A 21,106-nucleotide genomic window follows, 5' to 3' on the forward strand; every position below is an offset into this window, starting at 1 on the left:
GAAGTTGGCGCAAATCTGTGGGAGCGGGCTTGCCCCGCGAAGAGGCCCGCACAGGTGTCGCGTATCCAGGAGCCCCGCATGCCCCCGCTTCGCCCCCACCTGCCCCTGAGCTTGCTCAGCCTGGGCCTGGCCCTGCATTGCCCTCACGTTCTTGCCGAAGACAGCGTCGTGCTTGACCCGCTGCAGGTCTCCGACAGCTTCGGCAACGACGGCTATCAGGCACGCGAAGCCTCGGTGGGTGGCTTCCACGCCGCGCCACTGCTCGACACCCCGGCCTCGATCAGCGTGTTCAGCCAACAACTGCTGGAAGACCGCCAAGTACGCAAACTCAGCGAAGTGCTGCAAAGCGACGCCTCAGTGGGCGAAAGCTATGCGCCCATCGGCTATTACGAAAACTTCAACGTGCGCGGCTTCGAGCTGAATGCCGCCAGCAGCTACCGAATCAATGGCCAGACCCTCGTCGGCGAGCAGAACGTGGCGTTGGAAAACAAGCAGCAGGTAGAGTTGCTCAAGGGCTTGTCCGGGCTGCAAAGCGGCGTTTCAGAGCCGGGCGGCCTGATCAACTACGTGACCAAACGCGCCGAAGACGTGCGCAGCGTGACGGTATCGACCAATGAACAAGGCGAGCGCTACCTGGCCACCGACCTGGGCGGCTGGTTCGGCAGCGAGCGGCAGTTCGGCCTGCGCGCCAACCTGGCCCATGAAGACATCCGCAGTTATGTCGACCATGCCGACGGCAAGCGCGACTTCGCCTCGCTGGCCTTCGACTGGCAGATCAACCCGGATGCCACACTGCAACTGGACGCCGAGTATCAGCACCGCGAACAGCGCTCGGTCCCCGGTTACCAGTTGCTCGGCGGCACCGAGGTGCCCCATGGTATCGACCCGCATGATCGCCTGGCTTACCAGCAGTGGGCAAAGCCTGTGCAGAACGATTCGCTGAACCTCGGCGGGCGTTTCGAGTACCGCTTCAGCGAGGCCTGGACCGGGACGTTGAGTGCGTCACGCAGCAAGGTGGTGATCGACGATTACAGCGCGTTTGCGTGGGGCAGCGAAGAGGGCTGGCAGTCGCATTTCAGCCCGGAGGGTGACTACGACATCTACGACTTCCGCAGCCCCGACGATACGCGTCGCATAGATGAAGCACAGGCCATGCTCAATGGCCGCTTCGACGCCATGGGCGTCAGCCACGAGCTGACGTTGGGCACCAGCGCTCAACGGCGGACCGTCGATCAGCGCAGTTACTACAACGAGTTGCTGGAGCAAGGTGGAAACATCTACAACGGATCGCCAGCTCAACCGCCCTCCGACAAGCCGATTGGTTCAAGCGAGCGTCGCCTCGACAGCCGCCAATATGGCCTGTTCATCAGCGATCGCATCACGTTCAACGAACAGTGGCAAACCGTGATTGGCGCTCGCGAGGTACGCCTCGACGAGAAAACATGGAATGAGGACGGTGTGGCCGGGCGCCATACCCAGCAGTATCAGCTGCTTCCTAATGCTGCGCTCATTTACAAACCGCGCCCGGATACCACGCTGTACGCAAGCTACTCGAAAGGGCTTTCGGCAGGGGGCACGGCACCTTGGTTCACCCTTAACCAATCCGAAATCCTTGCCCCAACCTTGTCACGCCAGCTGGAGCTGGGCATCAAGCGCGACTGGCAGGGCATGAGCTTGAGTGCTGCCCTGTTCCAGATCCGCCAGGCGTATCAATACGCACGCCCGGATAGCGAGGGCAGCTCCACCTACGTCCAGCAAGGCCAGCAGAAGAACATCGGCCTGGAGCTGGGTGCCAGTGGCTGGGTGACCTCGAACCTGCAGATCCAGGCCAGCGCCGCCGCCCTTCGCGCGCGGGTAAAAAACAGCGGGACCGATGATTACGAAGGCCATCAGGCAATCAACGTGCCCAAGCTGCGTGCGGCCCTGCAGGCCGAATACAACCTGCCGGTGCCGGGCCTGGCGCTGCTGGGCGGCGCGCGCTACAGCGCCAGCAAATATGCCAGCCAGGCGGGCAATGTCGAGGTAGGGGGTTATACCGTGTTCGACGTGGGTAGCCGTTACCGCACGCGCATCGGGGGGTATGACACGGTGCTGCGGTTGACCGTGGATAACGTATTCAACAAGCGTTACTGGCGCGATGTGGGGGATTACCTGGGGGATAACTACCTGTTCCAGGGGGCGCCGCGCACGGCACGTTTGTCGGCGTCCGTGAACTTCTGAGGCCCTGTAGGAGCGGCCTTGCGTCGCGAAAGGGCTGCGTAGCGGCCCCAGGTTTCAGCGCCGCTACCCCTATTGCTGGGGCCGCTACGCGCCCCTTTCGCGACGCAAGGCCGCGCCTACACAGAGCTCGCGGAAGCCGATGTCTAGTCCTGAAATAGGTTTACACCTGTTCAGGTAGGCCGACAGGCCTCAAAACGCCCGATGCACTGCATCGGGCGTTTTATTTTTCAGGGCCATATGGGGCCGTTCTGTGTTGTAGATCTGCACTGCCTCGTCAACCATCTGCCTCGCCTGCTCAAGATCTTCAGGGCTGCTCAACAGCAGCTCCATCTTGAGGATTCCGTTGATTCGCTCGGCCAGCGCGTTCTGGTAGCAGTCATACCCATCAGTCATGGAGCACTGAACATCGTGCCGTTGGTGCAGTGACTGGTACAGCGCCGAGCAATATTGGATGCCTCGATCCGAATGGTGGACTAATGGCTGGCGACGACGTCGCTTTCGTAATGCCTGCTTGAAGGCTTGCGCCACTGACTCGGCATGCAGGCTTTCATGGACGTGGTGGCCAACAATTTTCCTGGAGTACGCATCCGTTACCAGGCTCAGGTATAACGGGCCGTTACGTGCGGGCAGGTAAGTAATATCGGCAACCCAGACGTGCTCCGGTCTTGTCGGAACGACTTGGCTTGGGCCCGACTTGAGTAAGTTGGGATGGCAGTAGAAGCGATGAAAGCTTTGTGTTGTCTTGTGGTAAGCCCGCTTAGGCAGCACTAGCAGACGGCGCTCTCCCAAGACCTGGAACAGCCTATCTCGGCCGACTTGGAATCGTTTGTCCGGTTGGCAATGCAGCAGATAGTGCAGCTTGCGTGTACCCAGACGAGGCTGGCGCATCCGGACTTGCTGAACAAACTCAACCACCCGATCAGCCTGGCGCTCTTTGCCATCAGCAGCTCGGTTGCGCTTGTAGTAAGCCTGTCGACTGATGCCTAGAAACTGACAAGCCCTGGCAATGCTCAGTCCTGCGACTTGACCTTGCGAGAGGACTTGCCGGATCGCTTTTTTACGACCGAGACACCATAGTCATTTTTCAGAACATCAACGACCGTTTCAAAAAACTGGGCCTTCTGGCTCATCAGCTCAAGCTGTTGCTCAAGCTCTTTGATCCGCTGCTCTGGAGTAAGCGTTTTGGGGTCAGACATCGCGCAGCTCCTCTCGTCGCGGATCGAGGCCCCCTGGCTCCAATCCTGCCGACCGTGCTTACGCAACCATACCAGAACCGTCGACCGACCCTGGATGCCATACCGCACCTGGGCCTGCTTGTAGGTCAGTTCGCCTTTTTCAATCTGATCAACCACCGCCAATTTAAAAGACAGTGAGTAATCCCGCTGTGTGCGCTTTACACCTTGCTCCATCTGACTCTCCGGAAATTCGGGATGGGAGGTGTAAACCTTATTCAGGACGGGACACGAAAAAACAAAAAGCCCCCGAGCTTTTCAGCGCGGGGGCTTTTTGTAGAATGTGGCGGTGAAGAAGGGATTTGAACCCTTGATACGATTTCTCGTATACACACTTTCCAGGCGTGCTCCTTCGACCACTCGGACACTTCACCGTTTTCTCTTCAAGCCTTTCAGCCTGTCGAGGCGCGCTAATTTAGTGGAAGGTCCTTCCTTTGGCAAGCATTTTTTTCAAATTTTTCATGCATTTGCATTTGAGGCCCGGCAAACGCTGACCGACCAGTCAGCCTTGCTGCTTTACCTGGCCGACGGCGCTGGGTAACGTCGTCGCCACGCCAACAAAAGGACTCTGCCATGAGCGAGCTGATTACCTACCACGCCGAAGACGGCATCGCCACCCTGACCCTGAACAACGGCAAGGTCAACGCCATCTCGCCGGATGTCATCACCGCCTTCAACGCCGCCCTCGACCGCGCCGTGGAGGAACGCGCGGTGGTGATCATCACCGGGCAGCCGGGCATACTTTCGGGTGGCTACGACCTGAAGGTGATGACCAGCGGCCCCAAGGAAGCAGTCGCTCTGGTCACCGCCGGCTCCACCCTCGCCCGCCGCCTGCTGTCGCACCCATTCCCGGTGATTGTCGCCTGCCCCGGTAATGCCGTGGCCAAAGGTGCCTTCCTGCTGCTGTCGGCTGACTACCGCATCGGTGTCGACGGGCCGTACAAAGTTTGCCTGAACGAAGTGCAGATCGGCATGACCATGCACCATGCCGGCATCGAGCTGGCCCGCGACCGCTTGCGTCGTTCGGCCTTCCACCGCTCGGTGATCAATGCCGAGATCTTCGACCCACAGGGCGCGCTGGACGCCGGCTTCCTCGACAAGGTAGTACCGGCCGAGCAACTGCACGAAGCTGCCCTGGCCGCTGCCTGTGAACTGAAGAAGCTGAACATGCTGGCGCACAAGAACACCAAGCTGAAAGTGCGCAAAGGCCTGCTGGAAACGCTCGACAAGGCTATCGAGCTCGATCAAAGCCATATGGGCTAACCCTGCCTGAGCGACAGACTCACACAGCAATTGCCTCTTTCAGTGCACACTCGTACACTGGAATGCGACTATCTGGTGTGAGTCATACCATGCTTTATTCGTTGCGCATGCTCCTGCTGGCCCTGCACTTTCTGCTGGTGGGCGCCGTAGGCCTGATCATCGGCCTGTGCCGCCCCTTCAACCCCGACAACAGCCGGGTGTTTGCCCGGCTCTACAGCGTGCCGGCCACCTGGTTGATGGGTATCAAGGTCAAGGCCGAAGTCGGCCCGCTGTTCGATCACCCTCCCGGTTGCGTCATCGTTGCCAATCACCAGTCCAATTTCGACCTGTTCGTCATCGGCCAGGTGGTGCCGCAGCGCACCGTGGCTATCGGCAAGAAAAGCCTGGGCTGGATCCCGCTGTTCGGCCAGCTGTTCTGGCTCGGTGGCAATGTATTGATCGACCGCAACAACGCCTACCAGGCGCGCAAGGCGCTGCAGAAGACCACGCAGGTGCTGCAGGACGACACCTCGATCTGGATTTTCCCGGAAGGCACCCGCAACCCTGCTGACCATTTGCTGGCCTTCAAGAAAGGCGCGTTCCACATGGCCATCGAAGCCGGTGTGCCGATCGTGCCGGTGTGCGTCAGCCGCTATGCCCGGCGCCTGAGCCTGAACAGCTGGCGGCAGCGAACGGTGATCGTGCGCTCGCTGCCACCGATTGCCACGGCAGGCTTGAGCCAACGGGACATCCCCGCACTGATCGAGCAGTGCCGCAGCCAGATGCAGCACTGCATCGATCGCATGGAAGATGAACTGGCAAGCCGCTAGGTTGCCCTCGCGCCCCTTACAGCCCAAGCTGTAACCCGTGTTCAACCGAATAAGTGGACAACCATGGGTCGAGTCGTGGCATCGGCGGTGTACAGCGCCGGCAGAAAAGTCACCAATATCAGCATCGACGAAGGCAGCGAATGGGCGCGCAAGCCTGGGCACTTCGTATGGATTGGGCTCGAAGAGCCTAACGCCGAGGAGCTGGCCAACCTGCAGCGCCAGTTCAACCTGCACGAACTGGCCATCGAAGATGCCCTGGAAAAACACAGCCGGCCCAAACTTGAAACCTTCGGCGACGCCCTGTTCATCGTCACCTATTCACCGGTGCGGCATGAGGGCAAGCTGGAGTTCATCGAAACCCACATCTTCGCGGGTAATGGCTACATCATCACCTGCCGCAACGGCCACTCAAAATCCTACGCCCTGGTGCGCCAACGCTGCGAGGCGCGGCCGCTGCTGCTGGAGCACGGCGAGGATTTTGTGCTGTACGCGCTACTCGACTTCGTGACCGAGAACTACCAACCGGTCAGCGAAGCGATTCATGGCGAAATCGAAGAGCTGGAGCAGAGCGTGCTTGGCGGCTCGCTGCAGGAAGATGACATCCGCCGCCTGCACAGCCTGCGTCGCGACATCCTGCGCCTGCGCCGCTATGTGGCGCCGATGGTGGAAGTGAGCGAAGAGCTGCAGCGCTTGAGCTTTCCGTTCATCGACAAGAACATGCGGCCGTATTTTCGCGACGTACAGATTCACGTCACGCGGCAGATGGAAGACCTGGCCGGCATCCGCGATATCGCCAGTCAAACCATCGAGATCGGCATGTTGCTGGAGTCGTCGCGCCAGAGCATCGTGCAGCGCAAGTTCGCGGCTTGGGCGGCAATCCTGGCCTTCCCCACGGCGATTGCCGGGATCTATGGGATGAACTTTCAGAACATGCCGGAGCTGGCGTGGCAGTACGGGTATTTTGGCGTGCTGGGGGTGATTGGGTTGGGGTGCACGGGGTTGTATGCCAGCTTCAAGAAGTCGGGCTGGCTTTGAGATGGCCGGGGCCGCTGTGCGGCCCTTCGCGACGCTGTCTTTACTCCCCCGACTGCCTAATGAACCGCAACATCCACTCGCCCACCAGGTCCCCCTGGTGCTCGGTGGCCAGGCTGGCAATGGCCTTGTGGTACACCTCATCGCCCAGAGACGTCTGGCGCGCATCCAGCAAGGCCCGGGAGTAGTCATGCACAAACTCCGGGTGCCCCTGGAAGCACAGCACCTGATCACGAATGTGGTAGGCGGCGTTCGGGCAAAAATCGCTGGAGGCAATCACCGTAGCGCCGTCCGGCAACTCGGTGACCTGGTCCTGGTGGCTGATCAGCAAGGTCAGCTCGGAAACCTCCGGGTCCATCCATGGTGCATGGGCCGCCAATGAGTAACGGTGAATACCCACACCCCAGCCCTTATCAGCGCGCTCGGCCTTGCCACCCAGGGTCAAGGCCAGCAACTGATGACCAAAACACACGCCCAGCAGCTTTTCGCCACGTTCGTAGAGTTTCAACAGGTAAGCCTTGAGCGTCTGGATCCATGGGTCGGAACCGAACGAGTCGGCCTTGCTGCCGGTCACCAGATAGGCATCGAACTTTTCATTGTCGGCGGGATAGTCGCCGTTCATCACGTTGTACACACGAAACTCGGCGGCGATCGGCTGACGCGAGAACAGCTGCTCGAACATCCTGCCATAGCCGTGGTACTGCGCCGTCAACTCCGGCCGCAGGACATCGGTTTCCAGGATGCAGATGCGTAACGACATAGGGATAGTCCTGAACGACATGGGTGGGAATCTGCTGTAGAGACTGCCGCCAAAGGCACGTACAAGCAAGTAGGCCGCACTGACGAACGGTCGTATTTGGTCGGCGTGTCGTTTGCAGTAACGCAGCTGTCTAGTGAGAGCATGCCAGCCAGCTGGCAATTGGCCTCATAACCCAATGAAATTAATCGACCTTATAATTAGAACAAAGGGTTCTCAAACATGGATGACGCACACCCTACTGTTGGTTGTATATCCACTTTCAAGAGGCAAGCAGAACAGGCGTCAACATACGCCACTGCGATCGACCCGAAACGCGACACGGAAGCCAACGGGTATTCAGGAATAACAACAAGAAGGCGGTCCGCCATGTTCAGACAATCAAAAATACGCCAAGCGGGGCTCATTCTCTTCGCCACGACTTTACTGCTGATCTTGCCGAACCTGACACGTTTATTCGGCTGACGGTGGCTGTGGCGCTAACAGGCAGCACGCATGTAACCTGCCGGCCTTGAAGGTCGGAGACTCCCCATGCGCCACTGCCTTGCCCTACTCGCCTTGCTTTTTAGCCTGCCCGTGTCGGCGGCGCAGTTGCACCTGCAGTTGGGCGACACGTCGCGCCAGTGGGACAGCGCCGAGCTGCTTGACCATCCTCAGGCCCAGACCATCAGCATCGAGCAGGACGTTTCCTATAAGCGCCCCATGCACTATCGGGCCGTCCCCCTGGCTGCGCTGCTGCAGGGCGTGGGTGCAAGCGACCATCTGCAAGCGGTGGCCCTGGATGGTTTTGCCGCCGAAATGCCCGCCGCCCCACTGTTGCAGGAAGCGCCGGCACGTGCCTGGTTGGCGATCGAGGACCCGGCCAAGCCGTGGCCCGCACTGGGCAAAGGCAAGCCAAGTGCAGGGCCCTTCTACCTGGTGTGGACCGCACCGCAAGCCAGCGGCATCCGCCCGGAGCAGTGGCCGTTTCAGATCGCCTCAATTCGCCGCTTGGCCTCGGTCGAACAGCGATTTCCGGCGCTGCTGCCAGACCCGAAGCTCTCGGCCGATGACCCGGTGCGCCAAGGGTTTGCGCTGTTCCAGCAAAACTGCCTGGCCTGCCACCGCCTCAATGGTGCGGGTGATGCCCAGCTAGGGCCGGACCTGAACCTGCCGCACAACCCTACCGAGTATTTCCAACCGGCGTTTCTGCGCCAGCTGATACGAGACCCGCAAAGCCTTCGAAAGTGGCCGCAGGCGAAGATGCCGGGGTTTACAAAGAATGTGCTAAGCGAGCAGGAGCTGGATGCGCTGCTGGCTTATCTGGGGCATATGGCTGGGCGTAAGCCTTGAAATGTTGGGGCCGCGCTGCGACCCCGGTCCATGAGCGTCAGGCACATAGCCGCTCGTGCTTGACCCCCCACCCTTCGACCTCGCCGCCGTAAGGTGAAACGAGCTGTTCAAACGCTTCTTCAAAGTCGCCAATCCCTCCGTAAGTGGCATACATGACCTTGCTCAGTTCAAGGTGCCAGGCGCCGTCTTTCATCTCACGCACCTGGGCGTTGAGGGACTCACCACGAAATTGCCCGGCTGCCCGTCGCGCGCCGGCTTCGTCAGGGAATATTGCGTAGAACTCGATGGGATGGATACGGGTGAAATCGAAACCGCCTGCTTTCATCTGGCGCAGGACGTTGCTGCTGATATCGTCGTTCTGGCTGCTCATGAATCGTCCTCCTGCAAAGCTATGGATAGACTTTCCGGGCACTACGTACCTGCCGGCTGGGCCGGGCAAGTCGAGTTGTATAGAGCTGATGCAAGACACGAATTGAACAGGTACCGGCCCGCAGAAAAGGCAGGCACCTGGCTCCAGCGTAGTGCCTGCGCAGGCACCACGTCAACGAACGGATCAGGGCGCTTCGTGAATAGCGGTGATGGTCACGCCACTTTGCTCTTTGAGCCAGCGTGCCGTTGGGGATACCGCGCGGTCCTGGAAGTCGTTGAGGTCCAGCTCATCCATGACCGGAAACAGGTGCGAGCGAATGGCGCGTGCCGCGTCTTCCTCACTGGGGCAATGCTCTGCCCGCAGCCGCAATGACGTCGGTTCGCCTTTCTGGTCGGCAAAGATGACTTCCCACTCTTTCATGGAACGAGCCCTCAATCAAAGAACGCCGGGTGTGTGGCGCCTGTATACCTTGACCTTGGGCGGGGGTATTTGTTCAGTTGGCGGGGCCTTGCGGTAGCCCTTGATTGGGGTAGGCGCAGCACAAGGCTGCGCCTACAACGATCGTGCAGGGCGGGGGTTACTTGGGCGTGCCGTGTACAACGCCAGCGGTGTTATCCAGCAGGCTCTTGGTCGCCGTCTGGATGTACGCTTCGAGCGTTTTCAGCATTTGCGGCTGGTCCGGGCTTTCGATCAGCTCGGCCTTGAACTCGCTGCCCAACTGGTAGCGGTACATGCGCGGAGTCATGTCCTTGGACTCGATGAGGATGCGGTCACCCTGCACCAGGCCAACGATCTGCTCGCTACCCGACGGTTTGATCATGCCCATGCCCTGGTCGCCTTCAGGCAGGTTGAGCAGGTCGCGCCCCCAGCACTGGTGACGGGTCTGGCCACCCAGGCGGCCCATGATGGTCGGCACGATGTCGACCTGGGTACCCACGGTGTGGTCAACCGCACCAAACTTCTCCTGAATGCCCGGGGCAATCAGCAGCAGCGGCACGTTGAAGCGGCCCAGGTCCAGTTCGGTGACCTGTTGATGGTTGCCAAAGCCGTGGTCGCCCACGATGACGAACAGCGTCTCCTTGAAGTACGGCTCTTTGCGCGCCTTCTCGAAGAACTGGCCCAGCGCCCAGTCGGAATAGCGCATGGCGGTGAGGTGCTCGTCCAGGCGGCCCTGGCCGGTGACAGGCGCTACCGGCAGGTCCTTAGGCAGCGCGTAAGGCGTGTGGTTGGACAGGGTCTGCAGCAGCGCATAGATCGGCTTCTTGCCATCGTGCTTGGCCAGTTCTTCAGCGCCACGGTCGAACATGTCCTGGTCGGATACACCCCAGGTCGGGTCGGAGAACACCGGGTTGACGAAGTCGTTACGGCCGATGAAGGTGGTCATGCCCTGGTTGCCGAAGAAACCAGACTGGTTGTCCCAGGCAAAATCACCGTTGTAGACGTACACATCGTCATAGTCGCGGGCGCTGAGCAGCGCGGGCAGGCCGGACAGCTTGTGGCCGCCTTCCGGGGTCTGCATCAGGTATTCGAAACCTGGCAGGTTGGGGAAGCAGGCCATGGTGGCGAACATACCCTGGTGGGTATGGGTGCCGTTGGAGAAGAAGCGGTCGAACAGCAACCCTTCCTTGGCCAGCTTGTCGAAGTACGGAGTGATGTTATTGGGGCTGCCCAGGGCGCCCACCGAGTGGCCGGCGAAGCTCTCCATGAGGATCACCACGACGTTCTTGATCGGCAGGGTACGGTCGGCTGGCGGCACGAAGTCACGGCGGATCGCGGCTTCGTCGGCGTCGACCAGGGTATCGTGGGCGGTCAGCAGTTGTTCACGCACGGTCTGCGTGGCCAGCGGCTGGTCCAGCACAGGCTTCCAGATGTTGGCGCGGTCTTCGCCGAAGCGGCTCTTGGCGGCATCGATCAGGGTCAGGGTGCCGTTCAGGCCAAGCTGGTTGACGAAGTTGGAGTCAGTGGTGAAGGCATCCCCCCAACGCATCGGCGGGCCCTGGCGCAGGGTGCCACGGGCGGCGACCACGGCCACCAGCAGGATCACCATGAACACCGCCAGGCGGTTGTACCAGGGCGCGGCGCGGCGCTGCAGGGTAGCACTGCCCGACTGGCCGCCACGGGTCATGCGGTCGATGCCCTTGAACAGCAGGCTCAGCAGCCAGGTGCCGACGACCCAGGCCAGCAGGTAGCGGACCACCGGGAAGCCGTACCAGAGCATGCTCATGACGGTCTTGGGGTCTTCCTTGATGTACTGGAACACCAGGCCATTGAGGCGCTGGTGGAACTCGCGGTAGAAGTCCATCTCCATCAGGCCGAGGAACATCACCACGCTCGAAGCGATGGTCAGCCACAACCGGAACACGCCACGCCGGGCCATGGCCCAGGGGCTGAGAATGGCCAGCAGCAGCGGAATGCTGATGTACACCACCACCCGCAAATCGAAGCGCAATCCGTTGAGGAAGCCCTCGGCGACGGTCGCATAGGGCGTATCGCCGATCATGTCGCTGTTGTAGACCAACAGCGCCAGGCGCACGAGGCTGAGCATCAGCATGATGACCAGAGCGCTGAACAGCGTGTAGGCCAGGTGGGATTTCAGGGTCGGCGCGAGCGAAGCTCGCGCGCCCTGTTTCAAGGCATCCGTGTTAGCCATGAATGGGAAAGTCCTAGGATTGCGGGTTTGCGGAGATGGCGAAGGTTAATACCAACGCAGCATTGTGCGGGTGCGGATTCTGTTTAAACCAATGTGAAAATTTTGTCACGGCCGCATTTCTGCTTATGTCGCAAGCGTGCCCTTGTAGGGGCGATCAGATACGGATATTGCCCCTGGGCCCGGCAATCGCCCAGATCACCAGCCCGATCACCGGCAGCAACGCGATCAGCAGAATCCACAGCACCTTGACCCCCACTTCGCGGCCGCTCTTGATCACATTGAGGATCGCCCAGATATCCAGCGCCAGAATGATCAGGCCAACCAGGCTATTGAATGTGGACCCCATGTCCGTTACTCCCATGCAAAGACGTTGCAGCACAGCATAGCCAGCTATCGCGTCAATAGAAGGGAATCCTTGGCCGATCACGCAGGTCCTTGCTTAGACTGCCTGCATTCACTGATTAGAGGTTCGCATGCCCCCAGCCCATACCGACACGGCCACTCCACCCTCGCTGCGCAACGCCTGGCGCCAACAGGTGGTCAGTACCCCCTGGCTTAGCGCCGGCCTGGGGCTGAGCTTACTGGCGGTCGTCGTGCTGCTGGCGGCGAGCCTGTGGAACGCGGTCAACGGCGACCATGCCGACAACCTGCACCTGGCGTTGCTTGGCGGGTTGTCCGGCTTCGGCGCTACCGCCCTGGGGGCGGTATTGGCCGTGGTGCTGCGTGATGTGAACGCGCGCACCCAGGATGTGATGCTTGGCTTTGCCGCAGGCATGATGCTCGCGGCCAGTTCGTTTTCGCTGATTCTGCCGGGCCTGGATGCTGCCCGTGAGATCACCGGCAACGGCCCGGCAGCAGCCTTCACCGTGGTCCTGGGCATGGGCCTGGGCGTGCTGCTGATGCTGGGCCTGGACCGCTTCACCCCGCACGAGCATGAAAGCACCGGCCCCTGCGGCCCGGAGGCAGAACGCATCAACCGGGTATGGCTGTTCGTGCTGGCGATTACCCTGCACAACCTGCCCGAAGGCATGGCGATTGGCGTGAGCTTCGCCAACGGCGACATGAACATCGGCCTGCCGCTGACCAGCGCAATCGCCATCCAGGACATTCCTGAAGGCCTGGCCGTGGCCTTGGCGTTGCGCGCCACAGGGCTTTCGAACATGAAGGCGGCGTTGGTGGCGGTGGGTTCAGGCTTGATGGAACCGCTTGGCGCGGTGATCGGCCTGGGCATCTCCACTGGCTTTGCCCTGGCCTACCCGGTGAGCATGGGGTTGGCGGCGGGGGCGATGATCTTCGTGGTGTCCCACGAGGTGATTCCCGAAACCCATCGCAATGGCCACCAGACGGCGGCGACCCTGGGCTTGATGGGTGGGTTCGGGGTGATGATGTTTCTGGATACGGCGCTGGGCTGAGTTCTTCGACTGCCTGTAGCGGCCTCTTCGCGGGGCAAGCCCGCTCCCACAGGAATACCACCGCTCAGAGGCCAGTGGTATTCCTGTGGGAGCGGGCTTGCCCCGCGAAGAGGCCGCTACAGCCAACCGATCAAATCAAACGTGTACCGCGACCTTCAAAGCCTCCAACGCCGGCTCGGTCTTGATCCCAACCGCTGCCCCCAGCTCCAGCACCCGTGCCAGGTCATGCTGGCCGACCATCACCATCTGCAATTCATCATCCAGCAACTGGCTGAAGTTCAGCAGCACATACCCCCCCGCTTCTTTGTTCAACGCCCCCATCTGCACCTGAATGCGATTGAGCGCGGTCAGTGGCTCGGTGCGCGCCAGTTGCTTGGGCTTGAGGGTGAACGGGACGCTCTTGTCGAACGAATCGCTGATGTTCTGGAACAGTTCCTGATAGCTGTCTGCCTGAAACAGCACGGTATCCGGCAGGCTGCCAAGCACGACCCATTCGCCCAGCGGGATGGGGAAGCTGTCGTCGTAGTTGATGTCCGGGTTGGCCGCCAGGAAGGCAGCCGGATCGGCGTAGGCCTGGGCGGCCTCGTCGGCGATGCGCTCGATGTCTTCATCGCGCATGCAACCGGCGCCGATGAGGGTGATGAGTTCGAGCAATTGGTTTTTCATGAAAGGGGGCCTGCGGCGGGTGAAAAAGTCGCCAAGGATAGCCGCAAACGCCCCCTTACCGTTAGCCGACCAGCGCCTGCAAACGCGCCACGGCGTCTGCCGCGCCCATGGTCTGCGCGGCCATCAGAGCGGTGGCGCCACGGGCATCCTGCTGGGCCGGGTCGGCGCCTTGGGCCAGCAGGTAGTCGAGGATCTCGCGGCGGTTGAACATGGCCGCCAACATCAGCGCGGTACGCCCGTCCTGCGCGGCGGCATCCACTGGCACGCCATGCTCCAGCAGCAGGCGGATCATCGCCAGGTCGCCTTTGAACGCAGCGCCGGCGATCGGCAACTGGCCGTTGTCATTGGCGATCAACGGGTCGGCGCCGTGCTCCAGTAGCACGCGAACGGCATCATGGTGGCCGTGATAGCTGGCCAGCATCAGCAGGGTATCGCCCTTGTGGTTGCGCAGGTTGGCCGGCAGGCCACTGGCAAGCAGACGCCCGAGCATCTGGGCATCGCCTTGGCGGGCGCGTTCGAAGACCTGCTCGGCGAAGGCAGCGGTTTCGTCATCGGTCATGGCAGCGGGCGCTGGTTGGGTAGACATGTTGAACCTCCTGGCAAAAAGTGTTGCCCAAGTCTTTGTCAGGCAAGGCTGCCGGGTCAAAGGTTCAGATTCTATCGGGCCGATAGCGTGTGTTTGGCCCGTGCAAAATGCACTGTGCAAAATGCATGACCATGCAAACTGCACGAAGCCGACTCACTTAAATGTATTCAACTCATTGAATTTAAAGGATTTTTACTTATAGGCCGTTTTGGCACGGTCACTGCAACCATCAACTCACGTCTGCCACACAACAGTCAGGAGTTGATATGGACCTCATCCAGGAAAAGTTCGTCTCGGTGTTTTCGGCCTACCAGGTCGCCACCCAGCCCCGCCCCGATGGTGGTGTCTTGCTGACCCTGCGCGCCGCTGATGGCAAGGTTACCCGTCGCGTCTTGACCTACGGCCAACTGCACAGCGCCGAGCAGCTGTCCTGGGCGATCAGCGCCATTCGCCGTGACCTGGCCGAACAGGCCAGCGAGTTGCCGGTGATTTCGATGCTGCAGAGCCAGCAGCGGTTTGCTTTGCCGACCTATCGCTGACTTGCTGAACGGGCCTCTTCGCGGGCCAGCCCGCTCCTACAGGATTAACAATGGCCCATGAGCCGTGGTGATCATGTGGGAGCGGGCTTGCCCCGCGAAGAGGCTGGTATAGGTATTACAGCTCGTCGATGCCCAGAAACGCCCGTGCAGTCTCATCCCCGGTAAACCGCGCCTGCATCCCCTGCTCACTCCCGAACAAGCGCAAGGCCAGGCAGAACGGCGTCTCCCCCAACTCCACCCAGCGCCGCGTCCCGGCCGGCACGACCAGCTGGTCGCCCTTCTCGCACAGCACCGAATACACGAATTGGCCCAAACGCAGGCCAACCTGTGCCCGGCCGCTGACGACAGCAAACACCTCTTCGGCGTCATGCACATGCTCGTCACGTACATCGACCTGCGCCGGGTCCACACCCTCACGGTTGAGTACTGCGAAAGCTGCGCTGCCATGGCCAGTCATCAACTGATCGAGGTACCCCCGGCACGCTGCCATGACCTCGTCCGCTGCGCTGCCAGGGCGAACCCGCAGCTCCAGCGGACGATGGACAAAACGCACGCCCTGTTCAGCTAGGGTCGCGGCGATATCGTCGTGGTGGGTCAGCAGCTTGTTCGGCAGGCCTGGGCTGGACGGGTGAAAAACGCTGAGGATACTCATCAGTGGCGGGTCCTGGTCGATTGCGAACAAAGGGCAATGATAACGGCTGCGGCCAAGGCTGCGGCGCTGGCCATACCAAAGGTGAAGGCCGGGCCCAGCAGTTTCCAGCTGTAACCCGAGTACAAGGCGCCGAGCGCACCGCCGGTGCCCGACAACGCCGCGTACAACGCCTGGCCCTGGCCTTGCTGACGAGCACCGAAGCTGGCCTGGACAAACGCGATGCAGGCGGCATGGAAGCAGCCGAAGGTGGCCGCGTGCAGCACCTGGGCCAGCACCAGCACCGCTGGGTCATCAGCCAGGTTGCCAAGCAACAGCCAACGCAATGCCGCCAGCAGGAAGCTGGCCAGCAACACCCGCTGCACGCTAAACCGCGCGAAGATCCGGCTCATGGCCATGAACACCAGCACCTCGGCCACCACCCCCAACGCCCACAAAAGGCCGATGGCGCCGCGGCTGTAGCCCAGGTGTTCCAGGTGCAGGGTGAGGAAGGTGTAATACGGCCCGTGGCTGAGCTGCATCAAGGCCACGCACACATAGAACGCGATCACCCCAGGTGCCCGCAGCTGCTGCACAAAGCCGCCTGCAGCGCTGCGCTCGCCCTGCTCCACCGGCTGGGCATTGGGCACCCACAGGCTGGCGAGAACGATGCCCGCCATGATCGTCACCAGGGCAACCGGGTAGATGTCCAGGCTAAGCCATTCGAACAGCCGCCCCAAGCCCACCACCGTGAGGATGAAACCGATCGACCCCCACAGACGTACCTGGCTGTAACGGGCCGTTTGCCCGTGCAGATGCGCCAGGGTGATGACCTCGAACTGCGGCAGCACCGCGTGCCAGAAGAACGCGTGCAGGGCCATCACTAGCGCCAGCCAGGCGTAGCTCTTGCCGAAGAAGATCAGGGCGAAGCTGGCCAGGGTCGACAGCGCACCCAGGCGCACGATCAGCAGGCGTTGGCCGGTACGGTCGCCCAACCAGCCCCACAGGTTCGGGGCGATGCAGCGCATCAGCATGGGGATGGCCACCAGCTCGCCGATGCGCGCCGGGGAGAAACCCAGGTGGTCGAAGTACAGCGCCAGGAAGGGGGCCGTAGAGCCTAGCAGGGCGAAGTAGAAGAGGTAGAAGCTGGACAGGCGCCAGTAGGGAATTGGGGGCATGGGGGCTCAGCCGGTTTTGTTGTTGCCTGTACCGGCCTCTTCGCGGGGCAAGCCCGCTCCCACAGGATCACACGGGTCTGTGGGAGCGGGCTTGCCCCGCGAAACGGCCGGCACAGACGGATCAGAGCTGGCCCAGCACCGGAGTACTGACCTTCACCTCGGCATTCTGTGCACGGTGACGCAGCAGGTGGTCCATCAGGGCGATGGCCATCATCGCCTCGGCGATCGGCGTGGCACGGATGCCGACGCAAGGGTCATGACGCCCCTTGGTGACCACTTCAACCGGGTTGCCCTCCACGTCGATGGAGCGGCCCGGCGTGGTGATGCTGGAGGTCGGTTTCAGCGCCAGGTGGGCAACGATCGGCTGACCAGAGGAAATACCGCCGAGAATGCCGCCAGCGTTATTGCTGAGGAACCCTTCCGGGGTCAGTTCGTCACGGTGCTCGGTACCGCGCTGGGCAACGCTGGCAAAACCGGCGCCGATTTCCACGCCCTTGACCGCGTTGATGCTCATCAGCGCATGGGCCAGTTCCGCATCGAGGCGGTCGAAGATAGGCTCGCCCAGGCCAGGCATCACGCCTTCGGCCACCACGGTGATCTTCGCCCCGACCGAGTCCTGGTCACGGCGCAGCTGGTCCATGTAGGCCTCAAGCTCCGGCACCTTGTCCGGGTCCGGGCTGAAGAAGGCGTTCTGCTCTACCGACGCCCAGGTCTTGAACGGGATCTCGATCGGGCCGAGCTGGCTCATGTAGCCACGCACGGTGATGCCCTGGGTGGCCAGGTACTTCTTGGCGATGGCCCCCGCCGCCACGCGCATGGCGGTTTCGCGGGCCGAGCTGCGGCCGCCGCCGCGGTAGTCACGCACACCGTACTTGTGGTGGTAGGTGTAGTCCGCGTGAGCCGGGCGGAACAGGTCCTTGATCGCCGAGTAGTCCTTGGACTTCTGATCAGTGTTGCGGATCAGCAGGCCAATCGAGCAGCCGGTGGTGCGGCCTTCGAACACGCCGGAGAGGATTTCGACCTCGTCCGGCTCCTGGCGCTGGGTAGTGTGCCGGCTGGTGCCGGGCTTGCGCCGGTCGAGGTCATGCTGCAGATCGGCCAGGGAGATCTCCAGGCCCGGCGGGCATCCATCGACAATGGCGACCAACGCCGGGCCATGGCTTTCGCCAGCGGTGGTGACAGTGAACAGCTTGCCGTAGGTATTGCCGGACATGGACGCTCCGCGAGTCTGCCTGAGGTGAACGAAAGCGGCAGTATACGGAAAAATCCAGAGGGATTGGTTGTCTGTGCGGGCCTCTTCGCGGGCAAGCCCGCTCCCACCGGATTACCCATAGCCTGAAAGCACAGATGTTGCTGTGGGAGCGCGCTTGCCCGCGAAGAGGCCCACCCAGGTAACCAGGCACCGAACCTTCCCGCAAACATTGGGTCAAACCGACATCTCACCACCGTAGTACCCCATGATGCCGCGCCTCGTCGCCTTGCTTTTCATGCTCTGCGCCGGCCTTGCCCAGGCCGCCTCCCCCACCGTACTGCAACGCCCCATCGACCTGGACACAGGCCAAGGTGTGCTGCATGGCAGCCTGCTGTTGCCGCAACAGTCCACCCCGCCACCGGTGGTGTTGATCATCGCAGGTTCCGGCCCCACCGACCGCGACGGCAACAACCCGGCCTCGGGGCGTATCGACATCCTCAAACGGCTGGCCCTGCTGCTGGCAAACGACCACATTGCCAGCGTGCGCTTCGACAAACGCGGCGTGGCCGCCAGCCAGCCGGCCACGCCCGATGAGCGTGACCTCAGCGTCGAGCGCTATGTCGCCGATGTGGTCGCCTGGAGTCGCAAGCTCAAGGCCGACCCACGTTTCGGGCCGCTGATCCTGGTTGGCCACAGCGAAGGCGCGCTGATCGCAAGCCTCGCCGCCGAGCAAGCGGGTGCCAGTGCGGTGATCACCCTGGCCGGCAGCGGCCGCCCACTGGCCGAGGTGCTGCACGAACAGCTGGCCCAGCGCCTACCGCCCGCCCAACTGGCCCGAAGCAGTGCCTTGCTCGACCGCCTGCAGGCCGGGCAGACCAGCCTGGATGTACCCGCCCCGCTGCGCCAGGTGTTCCGGCCCAGCGTGCAGCCCTACCTGATTTCGCTGTTTCGGCAGAACCCGGCAGCGGCGTTCGCGCAGCTGCCGATGCCGGCGCTGATCGTCCAGGGCCGCAATGACGTGCAGGTAAACGTGACCGACGCCGAACGCCTCAAGGCCGCGAAACCCGATGCGCAACTGGTCCTGATCGATGGCATGAACCACATGCTGCGCATCAGCCCCAAGGACATGAGCCAGCAACGTGACAGCTACCTCAACCCGGAACTGCCGCTGGCCCGCGAACTGGGGGAGCGGATCGTTACCTTCATCCAGCATTTGCCATCGGCCTGACCCTCAGGTCTTGGCCGGGGCTGCCGATAGAGTAGATGGCGGCAAGAATTGGGGCCGCTGCGCCCCCTCTGGCTGCCAGCACGCACATAAGGACAGCCCCCATGACAATTGCCCCCGCCGCCGTAGAGCCGGCCGAAGAGCCACACCCCCAGGACGGCGCCACGCTGCCTTGGGCAGACCTTGCCGCCGAACACTTCCAGTTGCTGCGCCTGGCGCCCCTGCCCACCGACCGATCCACAGGTGCCCGCCCCCTGCGGTTCGTGCAGTTCGGCTATGCCGAGCGCCACGACAAGACACACAGCCTGCTGCGCATGGAAATCCAGCTGCCTGGGCAAAAAGTGCGCAAAGAACAGAACCATCTGGATATCCGCGTCGATCATGCCGAGCGCCTGGTCCGCATTGGCCATGACCAGGGCCTGCAGCTGGAACCGCTGAACCGCGGCATCGGCCGCTTCATGCTGGCCCAGGCCGTGCAATGGTTGCAGCGCAAGTGGTCGCATTACCGGGTCGAAGGCATGGCATTGCCGAGCAAGGACGCCCTGAGCGAGGATTCACGCCTGCGCCGCGATCAGTTTCTGCGTGGCGTGGGTATCGAGGTCGAATATGAAGACCCTCAGCACCTGAAGGGCCGTACCGTGGAAATCACGGTAGGCCAGCTCAAGGGCGCCTGGAGCAACGAGCGGCTGCAGCGGGTCGAGATCCTCGATGCGGCCAACCTGCTGCAGCAGGCCGATCAGCAGTTGCAAGAAATGGAAGGCCAACTGCGCGAGCGGGATGAGCGGGTGTCCAAGTACCGGCGCGAAGACAGCGGCTTGCGCTTTACCATCACCTGCCTGGTGGCATTTGCGGTGTTTCAGGCCGGGTTGCTGATCTGGATTGCCACCCGCTGAACAGCACCTGACTCAAGGGCAGCACTAACCTGTAGGAGCGGCCTTGCCGGGGCGCCGGACCGGTCGAAAAGGGCCGCAAAGCGGCCCCAGTTTCAAACACGTAGCTCAAACGCGGGCTTTGAACAGCTCCTGATGCTGGCGGCACTGCTCGGCCGTCAGCATGAACACCCCATGCCCGCCACGCTCGAATTCCAGCCAGGCAAAATCCACCTCGGGGTACAGCGACTCGACATGCACCTGGCTGTTGCCCACCTCGACAATCAGCAAGCCCTTGTCGTTCAGGTGGTCAGCGGCCTCGGCGAGCATGCGCCGCACCAAATCCAGGCCATCGTTACCGCAGGCCAGGCCCAGCTCGGGCTCATGGTGGTACTCGGCCGGCATGTCGCCGAAGTCCTCGGCATCGACGTACGGCGGGTTGGACAGGATCAGGTCAAAGCGCTGCCCCGGCAGACCATCGAAGCCGTCGCCCTGCACGGTGTAGACGCGCATGTCCAGGCCGTGCCGTTCGATGTTCTGGTTCGCCACCTCAAGGGCATCGAACGACAGGTCGCCCAGCACCACTTCGGCCTCGGGGAACACCTCGGCCGCCACGATGCCGATGCAACCGGAGCCCGTGCACAGGTCGAGAATGCGTGCAGGCTCTGACGCCAGCCACGGCTCGAAACGTTTTTCGAGCAGCTCGCCAATCGGTGAACGGGGCACCAGCACCCGCTCGTCGACGATGAACGACATGCCGCAGAACCACGCCTCGCCCAGCAGGTAGGCAGTTGGCACACGTTCTTCGATGCGCCGCTTAAGCAAATGCTGCAGGCGCACGCGCTCGTCGTCTTCGAGCATGCAGTCCAGGTAGCTGTCGGCCACCTCCCACGGCAGGTGCACGGCGCCCAGCACCAGCAGGCGGGCTTCGTCCCAGGCGTTGTCGGCACCGTGGCCGAAGAACAGCTCGCGCTCATGGAAGCGGCTGACCGCCCAGCGGATGTAGTCGCGCAGCGTGCGCAGACGGGATGTGATCACGGGGTACTCCTAATTCAGACCTGACAAAAGTCTACCAGCCCAACCCGCACAAATGTTCCTCCGCATGCCTTAATGGCTAGCCACAGGCCAGTAACCACGCTGTCTGCG

General features: G+C 62.0%; 21 protein-coding genes and 1 tRNA gene. 9 read left to right on the plus strand and 13 right to left on the minus strand.

Going from position 1 to position 21,106, the window contains the following annotated elements; translation table 11 throughout:
* Nucleotides 1–78: 78 nt before the first annotated feature.
* A complete protein-coding gene (locus OGV19_RS16800; protein ID WP_264309779.1) occupies nucleotides 79–2,220 on the plus strand; it encodes a TonB-dependent siderophore receptor in 2,142 nt (713 codons plus the stop codon).
* A gap of 189 nt (nucleotides 2,221–2,409) precedes the next feature.
* Here the strand turns inward: OGV19_RS16800 and OGV19_RS16805 are convergent.
* Together OGV19_RS16805 and OGV19_RS16810 are read right to left on the minus strand one after the other, a co-directional pair.
* Nucleotides 2,410–3,629 (minus strand): IS3 family transposase gene (locus OGV19_RS16805; protein ID WP_264309780.1). Its coding sequence is split into 2 segments (ribosomal slippage): nucleotides 2,410–3,281 and nucleotides 3,281–3,629, totalling 1,221 coding nucleotides; the frame shifts between segments, so codons are not numbered across the junction.
* A 107-nt stretch (nucleotides 3,630–3,736) separates the two neighbouring features.
* Nucleotides 3,737–3,826, minus strand: a tRNA-Ser gene (locus OGV19_RS16810).
* A 199-nt stretch (nucleotides 3,827–4,025) separates the two neighbouring features.
* On the opposite strand from OGV19_RS16810, the gene OGV19_RS16815 reads away from it, so the two are divergent.
* From OGV19_RS16815 to OGV19_RS16825, 3 genes are all read left to right on the plus strand, one after another.
* Nucleotides 4,026–4,715: a crotonase/enoyl-CoA hydratase family protein gene (locus tag OGV19_RS16815; protein WP_264309781.1), complete on the plus strand. Its 690-nt coding sequence runs from the start codon at nucleotides 4,026–4,028 to the stop codon at nucleotides 4,713–4,715.
* An 89-nt stretch (nucleotides 4,716–4,804) separates the two neighbouring features.
* Nucleotides 4,805–5,524: a lysophospholipid acyltransferase family protein gene (locus tag OGV19_RS16820; protein ID WP_264309782.1), complete on the plus strand. Its 720-nt coding sequence runs from the start codon at nucleotides 4,805–4,807 to the stop codon at nucleotides 5,522–5,524.
* A 63-nt stretch (nucleotides 5,525–5,587) separates the two neighbouring features.
* A complete protein-coding gene (locus tag OGV19_RS16825; RefSeq protein ID WP_264309783.1) occupies nucleotides 5,588–6,559 on the plus strand; it encodes a magnesium and cobalt transport protein CorA in 972 nt (323 codons plus the stop codon).
* Between the two features lie 40 nt (nucleotides 6,560–6,599).
* Here the strand turns inward: OGV19_RS16825 and OGV19_RS16830 are convergent, their stop codons facing one another.
* Nucleotides 6,600–7,316, minus strand: coding sequence for an amidotransferase (locus tag OGV19_RS16830; RefSeq protein ID WP_264309784.1), 717 nt, complete (start codon nucleotides 7,314–7,316; stop codon nucleotides 6,600–6,602).
* Between the two features lie 528 nt (nucleotides 7,317–7,844).
* On the opposite strand from OGV19_RS16830, the gene OGV19_RS16835 reads away from it, so the two are divergent.
* Nucleotides 7,845–8,645 carry a c-type cytochrome gene (locus OGV19_RS16835; RefSeq protein WP_264309785.1) on the plus strand — a complete coding sequence of 267 codons (801 nt, stop codon included), beginning with the start codon at nucleotides 7,845–7,847 and terminating at the stop codon, nucleotides 8,643–8,645.
* Nucleotides 8,646–8,682: 37 nt separating this feature from the next.
* Here the strand turns inward: OGV19_RS16835 and OGV19_RS16840 are convergent, their stop codons facing one another.
* The 4 genes from OGV19_RS16840 to OGV19_RS16855 all read right to left on the minus strand — a co-directional run bounded on the left by OGV19_RS16840 (nucleotide 8,683) and on the right by OGV19_RS16855 (nucleotide 12,011).
* On the minus strand, nucleotides 8,683–9,015 hold the full coding sequence (locus OGV19_RS16840) for a ribonuclease E inhibitor RraB (RefSeq protein ID WP_264309786.1): 333 nt from the start codon (nucleotides 9,013–9,015) through the stop codon (nucleotides 8,683–8,685).
* A gap of 183 nt (nucleotides 9,016–9,198) precedes the next feature.
* Complete coding sequence (locus OGV19_RS16845; protein ID WP_264309787.1) at nucleotides 9,199–9,435, minus strand: hypothetical protein; 237 nt, start codon at nucleotides 9,433–9,435, stop codon at nucleotides 9,199–9,201.
* A gap of 157 nt (nucleotides 9,436–9,592) precedes the next feature.
* A complete protein-coding gene (locus OGV19_RS16850; protein ID WP_264309788.1) occupies nucleotides 9,593–11,665 on the minus strand; it encodes an LTA synthase family protein in 2,073 nt (690 codons plus the stop codon).
* 154 nt (nucleotides 11,666–11,819) lie between these two features.
* Complete coding sequence (locus tag OGV19_RS16855) at nucleotides 11,820–12,011, minus strand: PLDc N-terminal domain-containing protein (RefSeq protein ID WP_264309789.1); 192 nt, start codon at nucleotides 12,009–12,011, stop codon at nucleotides 11,820–11,822.
* A gap of 127 nt (nucleotides 12,012–12,138) precedes the next feature.
* Between OGV19_RS16855 and OGV19_RS16860 the strand changes: the two genes are divergently transcribed.
* Nucleotides 12,139–13,077 carry a ZIP family metal transporter gene (locus OGV19_RS16860; protein ID WP_264309790.1) on the plus strand — a complete coding sequence of 313 codons (939 nt, stop codon included), beginning with the start codon at nucleotides 12,139–12,141 and terminating at the stop codon, nucleotides 13,075–13,077.
* Nucleotides 13,078–13,212: 135 nt separating this feature from the next.
* On the opposite strand, the gene OGV19_RS16865 is transcribed toward OGV19_RS16860, so the two are convergent.
* A complete protein-coding gene (locus OGV19_RS16865) occupies nucleotides 13,213–13,743 on the minus strand; it encodes a hypothetical protein (RefSeq protein ID WP_264309791.1) in 531 nt (176 codons plus the stop codon).
* Between the two features lie 61 nt (nucleotides 13,744–13,804).
* A complete protein-coding gene (locus OGV19_RS16870; RefSeq protein ID WP_264309792.1) occupies nucleotides 13,805–14,329 on the minus strand; it encodes an ankyrin repeat domain-containing protein in 525 nt (174 codons plus the stop codon).
* 266 nt (nucleotides 14,330–14,595) lie between these two features.
* On the opposite strand from OGV19_RS16870, the gene OGV19_RS16875 reads away from it, so the two are divergent.
* Nucleotides 14,596–14,868: a DUF3509 domain-containing protein gene (locus tag OGV19_RS16875; RefSeq protein WP_027596016.1), complete on the plus strand. Its 273-nt coding sequence runs from the start codon at nucleotides 14,596–14,598 to the stop codon at nucleotides 14,866–14,868.
* Nucleotides 14,869–14,983: 115 nt separating this feature from the next.
* Here OGV19_RS16875 and OGV19_RS16880 read toward each other — a convergent pair whose 3' ends face one another.
* The 3 genes from OGV19_RS16880 to aroC form a co-directional block, all read right to left on the minus strand.
* Entirely contained in the window at nucleotides 14,984–15,520 is a 537-nt protein-coding gene (locus tag OGV19_RS16880) for an oxidase (protein WP_264309793.1), read from the minus strand.
* A complete protein-coding gene (locus OGV19_RS16885; RefSeq protein WP_264309794.1) occupies nucleotides 15,520–16,674 on the minus strand; it encodes an MFS transporter in 1,155 nt (384 codons plus the stop codon). Before OGV19_RS16885 ends, OGV19_RS16880 begins: the two co-directional genes overlap by 1 nt.
* 121 nt (nucleotides 16,675–16,795) lie before the next feature.
* On the minus strand, nucleotides 16,796–17,887 hold the full coding sequence (gene aroC / locus OGV19_RS16890; protein WP_264309795.1) for a chorismate synthase: 1,092 nt from the start codon (nucleotides 17,885–17,887) through the stop codon (nucleotides 16,796–16,798).
* Nucleotides 17,888–18,131: 244 nt separating this feature from the next.
* Here aroC and OGV19_RS16895 point away from each other — a divergent pair, with 244 nt between their 5' ends.
* On the plus strand, nucleotides 18,132–19,094 hold the full coding sequence (locus OGV19_RS16895; protein WP_264309796.1) for an alpha/beta hydrolase: 963 nt from the start codon (nucleotides 18,132–18,134) through the stop codon (nucleotides 19,092–19,094).
* 101 nt (nucleotides 19,095–19,195) lie between these two features.
* Nucleotides 19,196–19,984, plus strand: a complete 789-nt coding sequence (locus OGV19_RS16900) for a hypothetical protein (protein ID WP_264309797.1) — start codon at nucleotides 19,196–19,198, stop codon at nucleotides 19,982–19,984.
* A 105-nt stretch (nucleotides 19,985–20,089) separates the two neighbouring features.
* Here the strand turns inward: OGV19_RS16900 and prmB are convergent, their stop codons facing one another.
* Entirely contained in the window at nucleotides 20,090–20,998 is a 909-nt protein-coding gene (prmB, locus tag OGV19_RS16905; protein WP_264309798.1) for a 50S ribosomal protein L3 N(5)-glutamine methyltransferase, read from the minus strand.
* Nucleotides 20,999–21,106: the final 108 nt, after the last annotated feature.

It is taken from the genome of Pseudomonas putida, assembly GCF_025905425.1.
GTDB lineage: Bacteria > Pseudomonadota > Gammaproteobacteria > Pseudomonadales > Pseudomonadaceae > Aquipseudomonas > Aquipseudomonas putida_AF.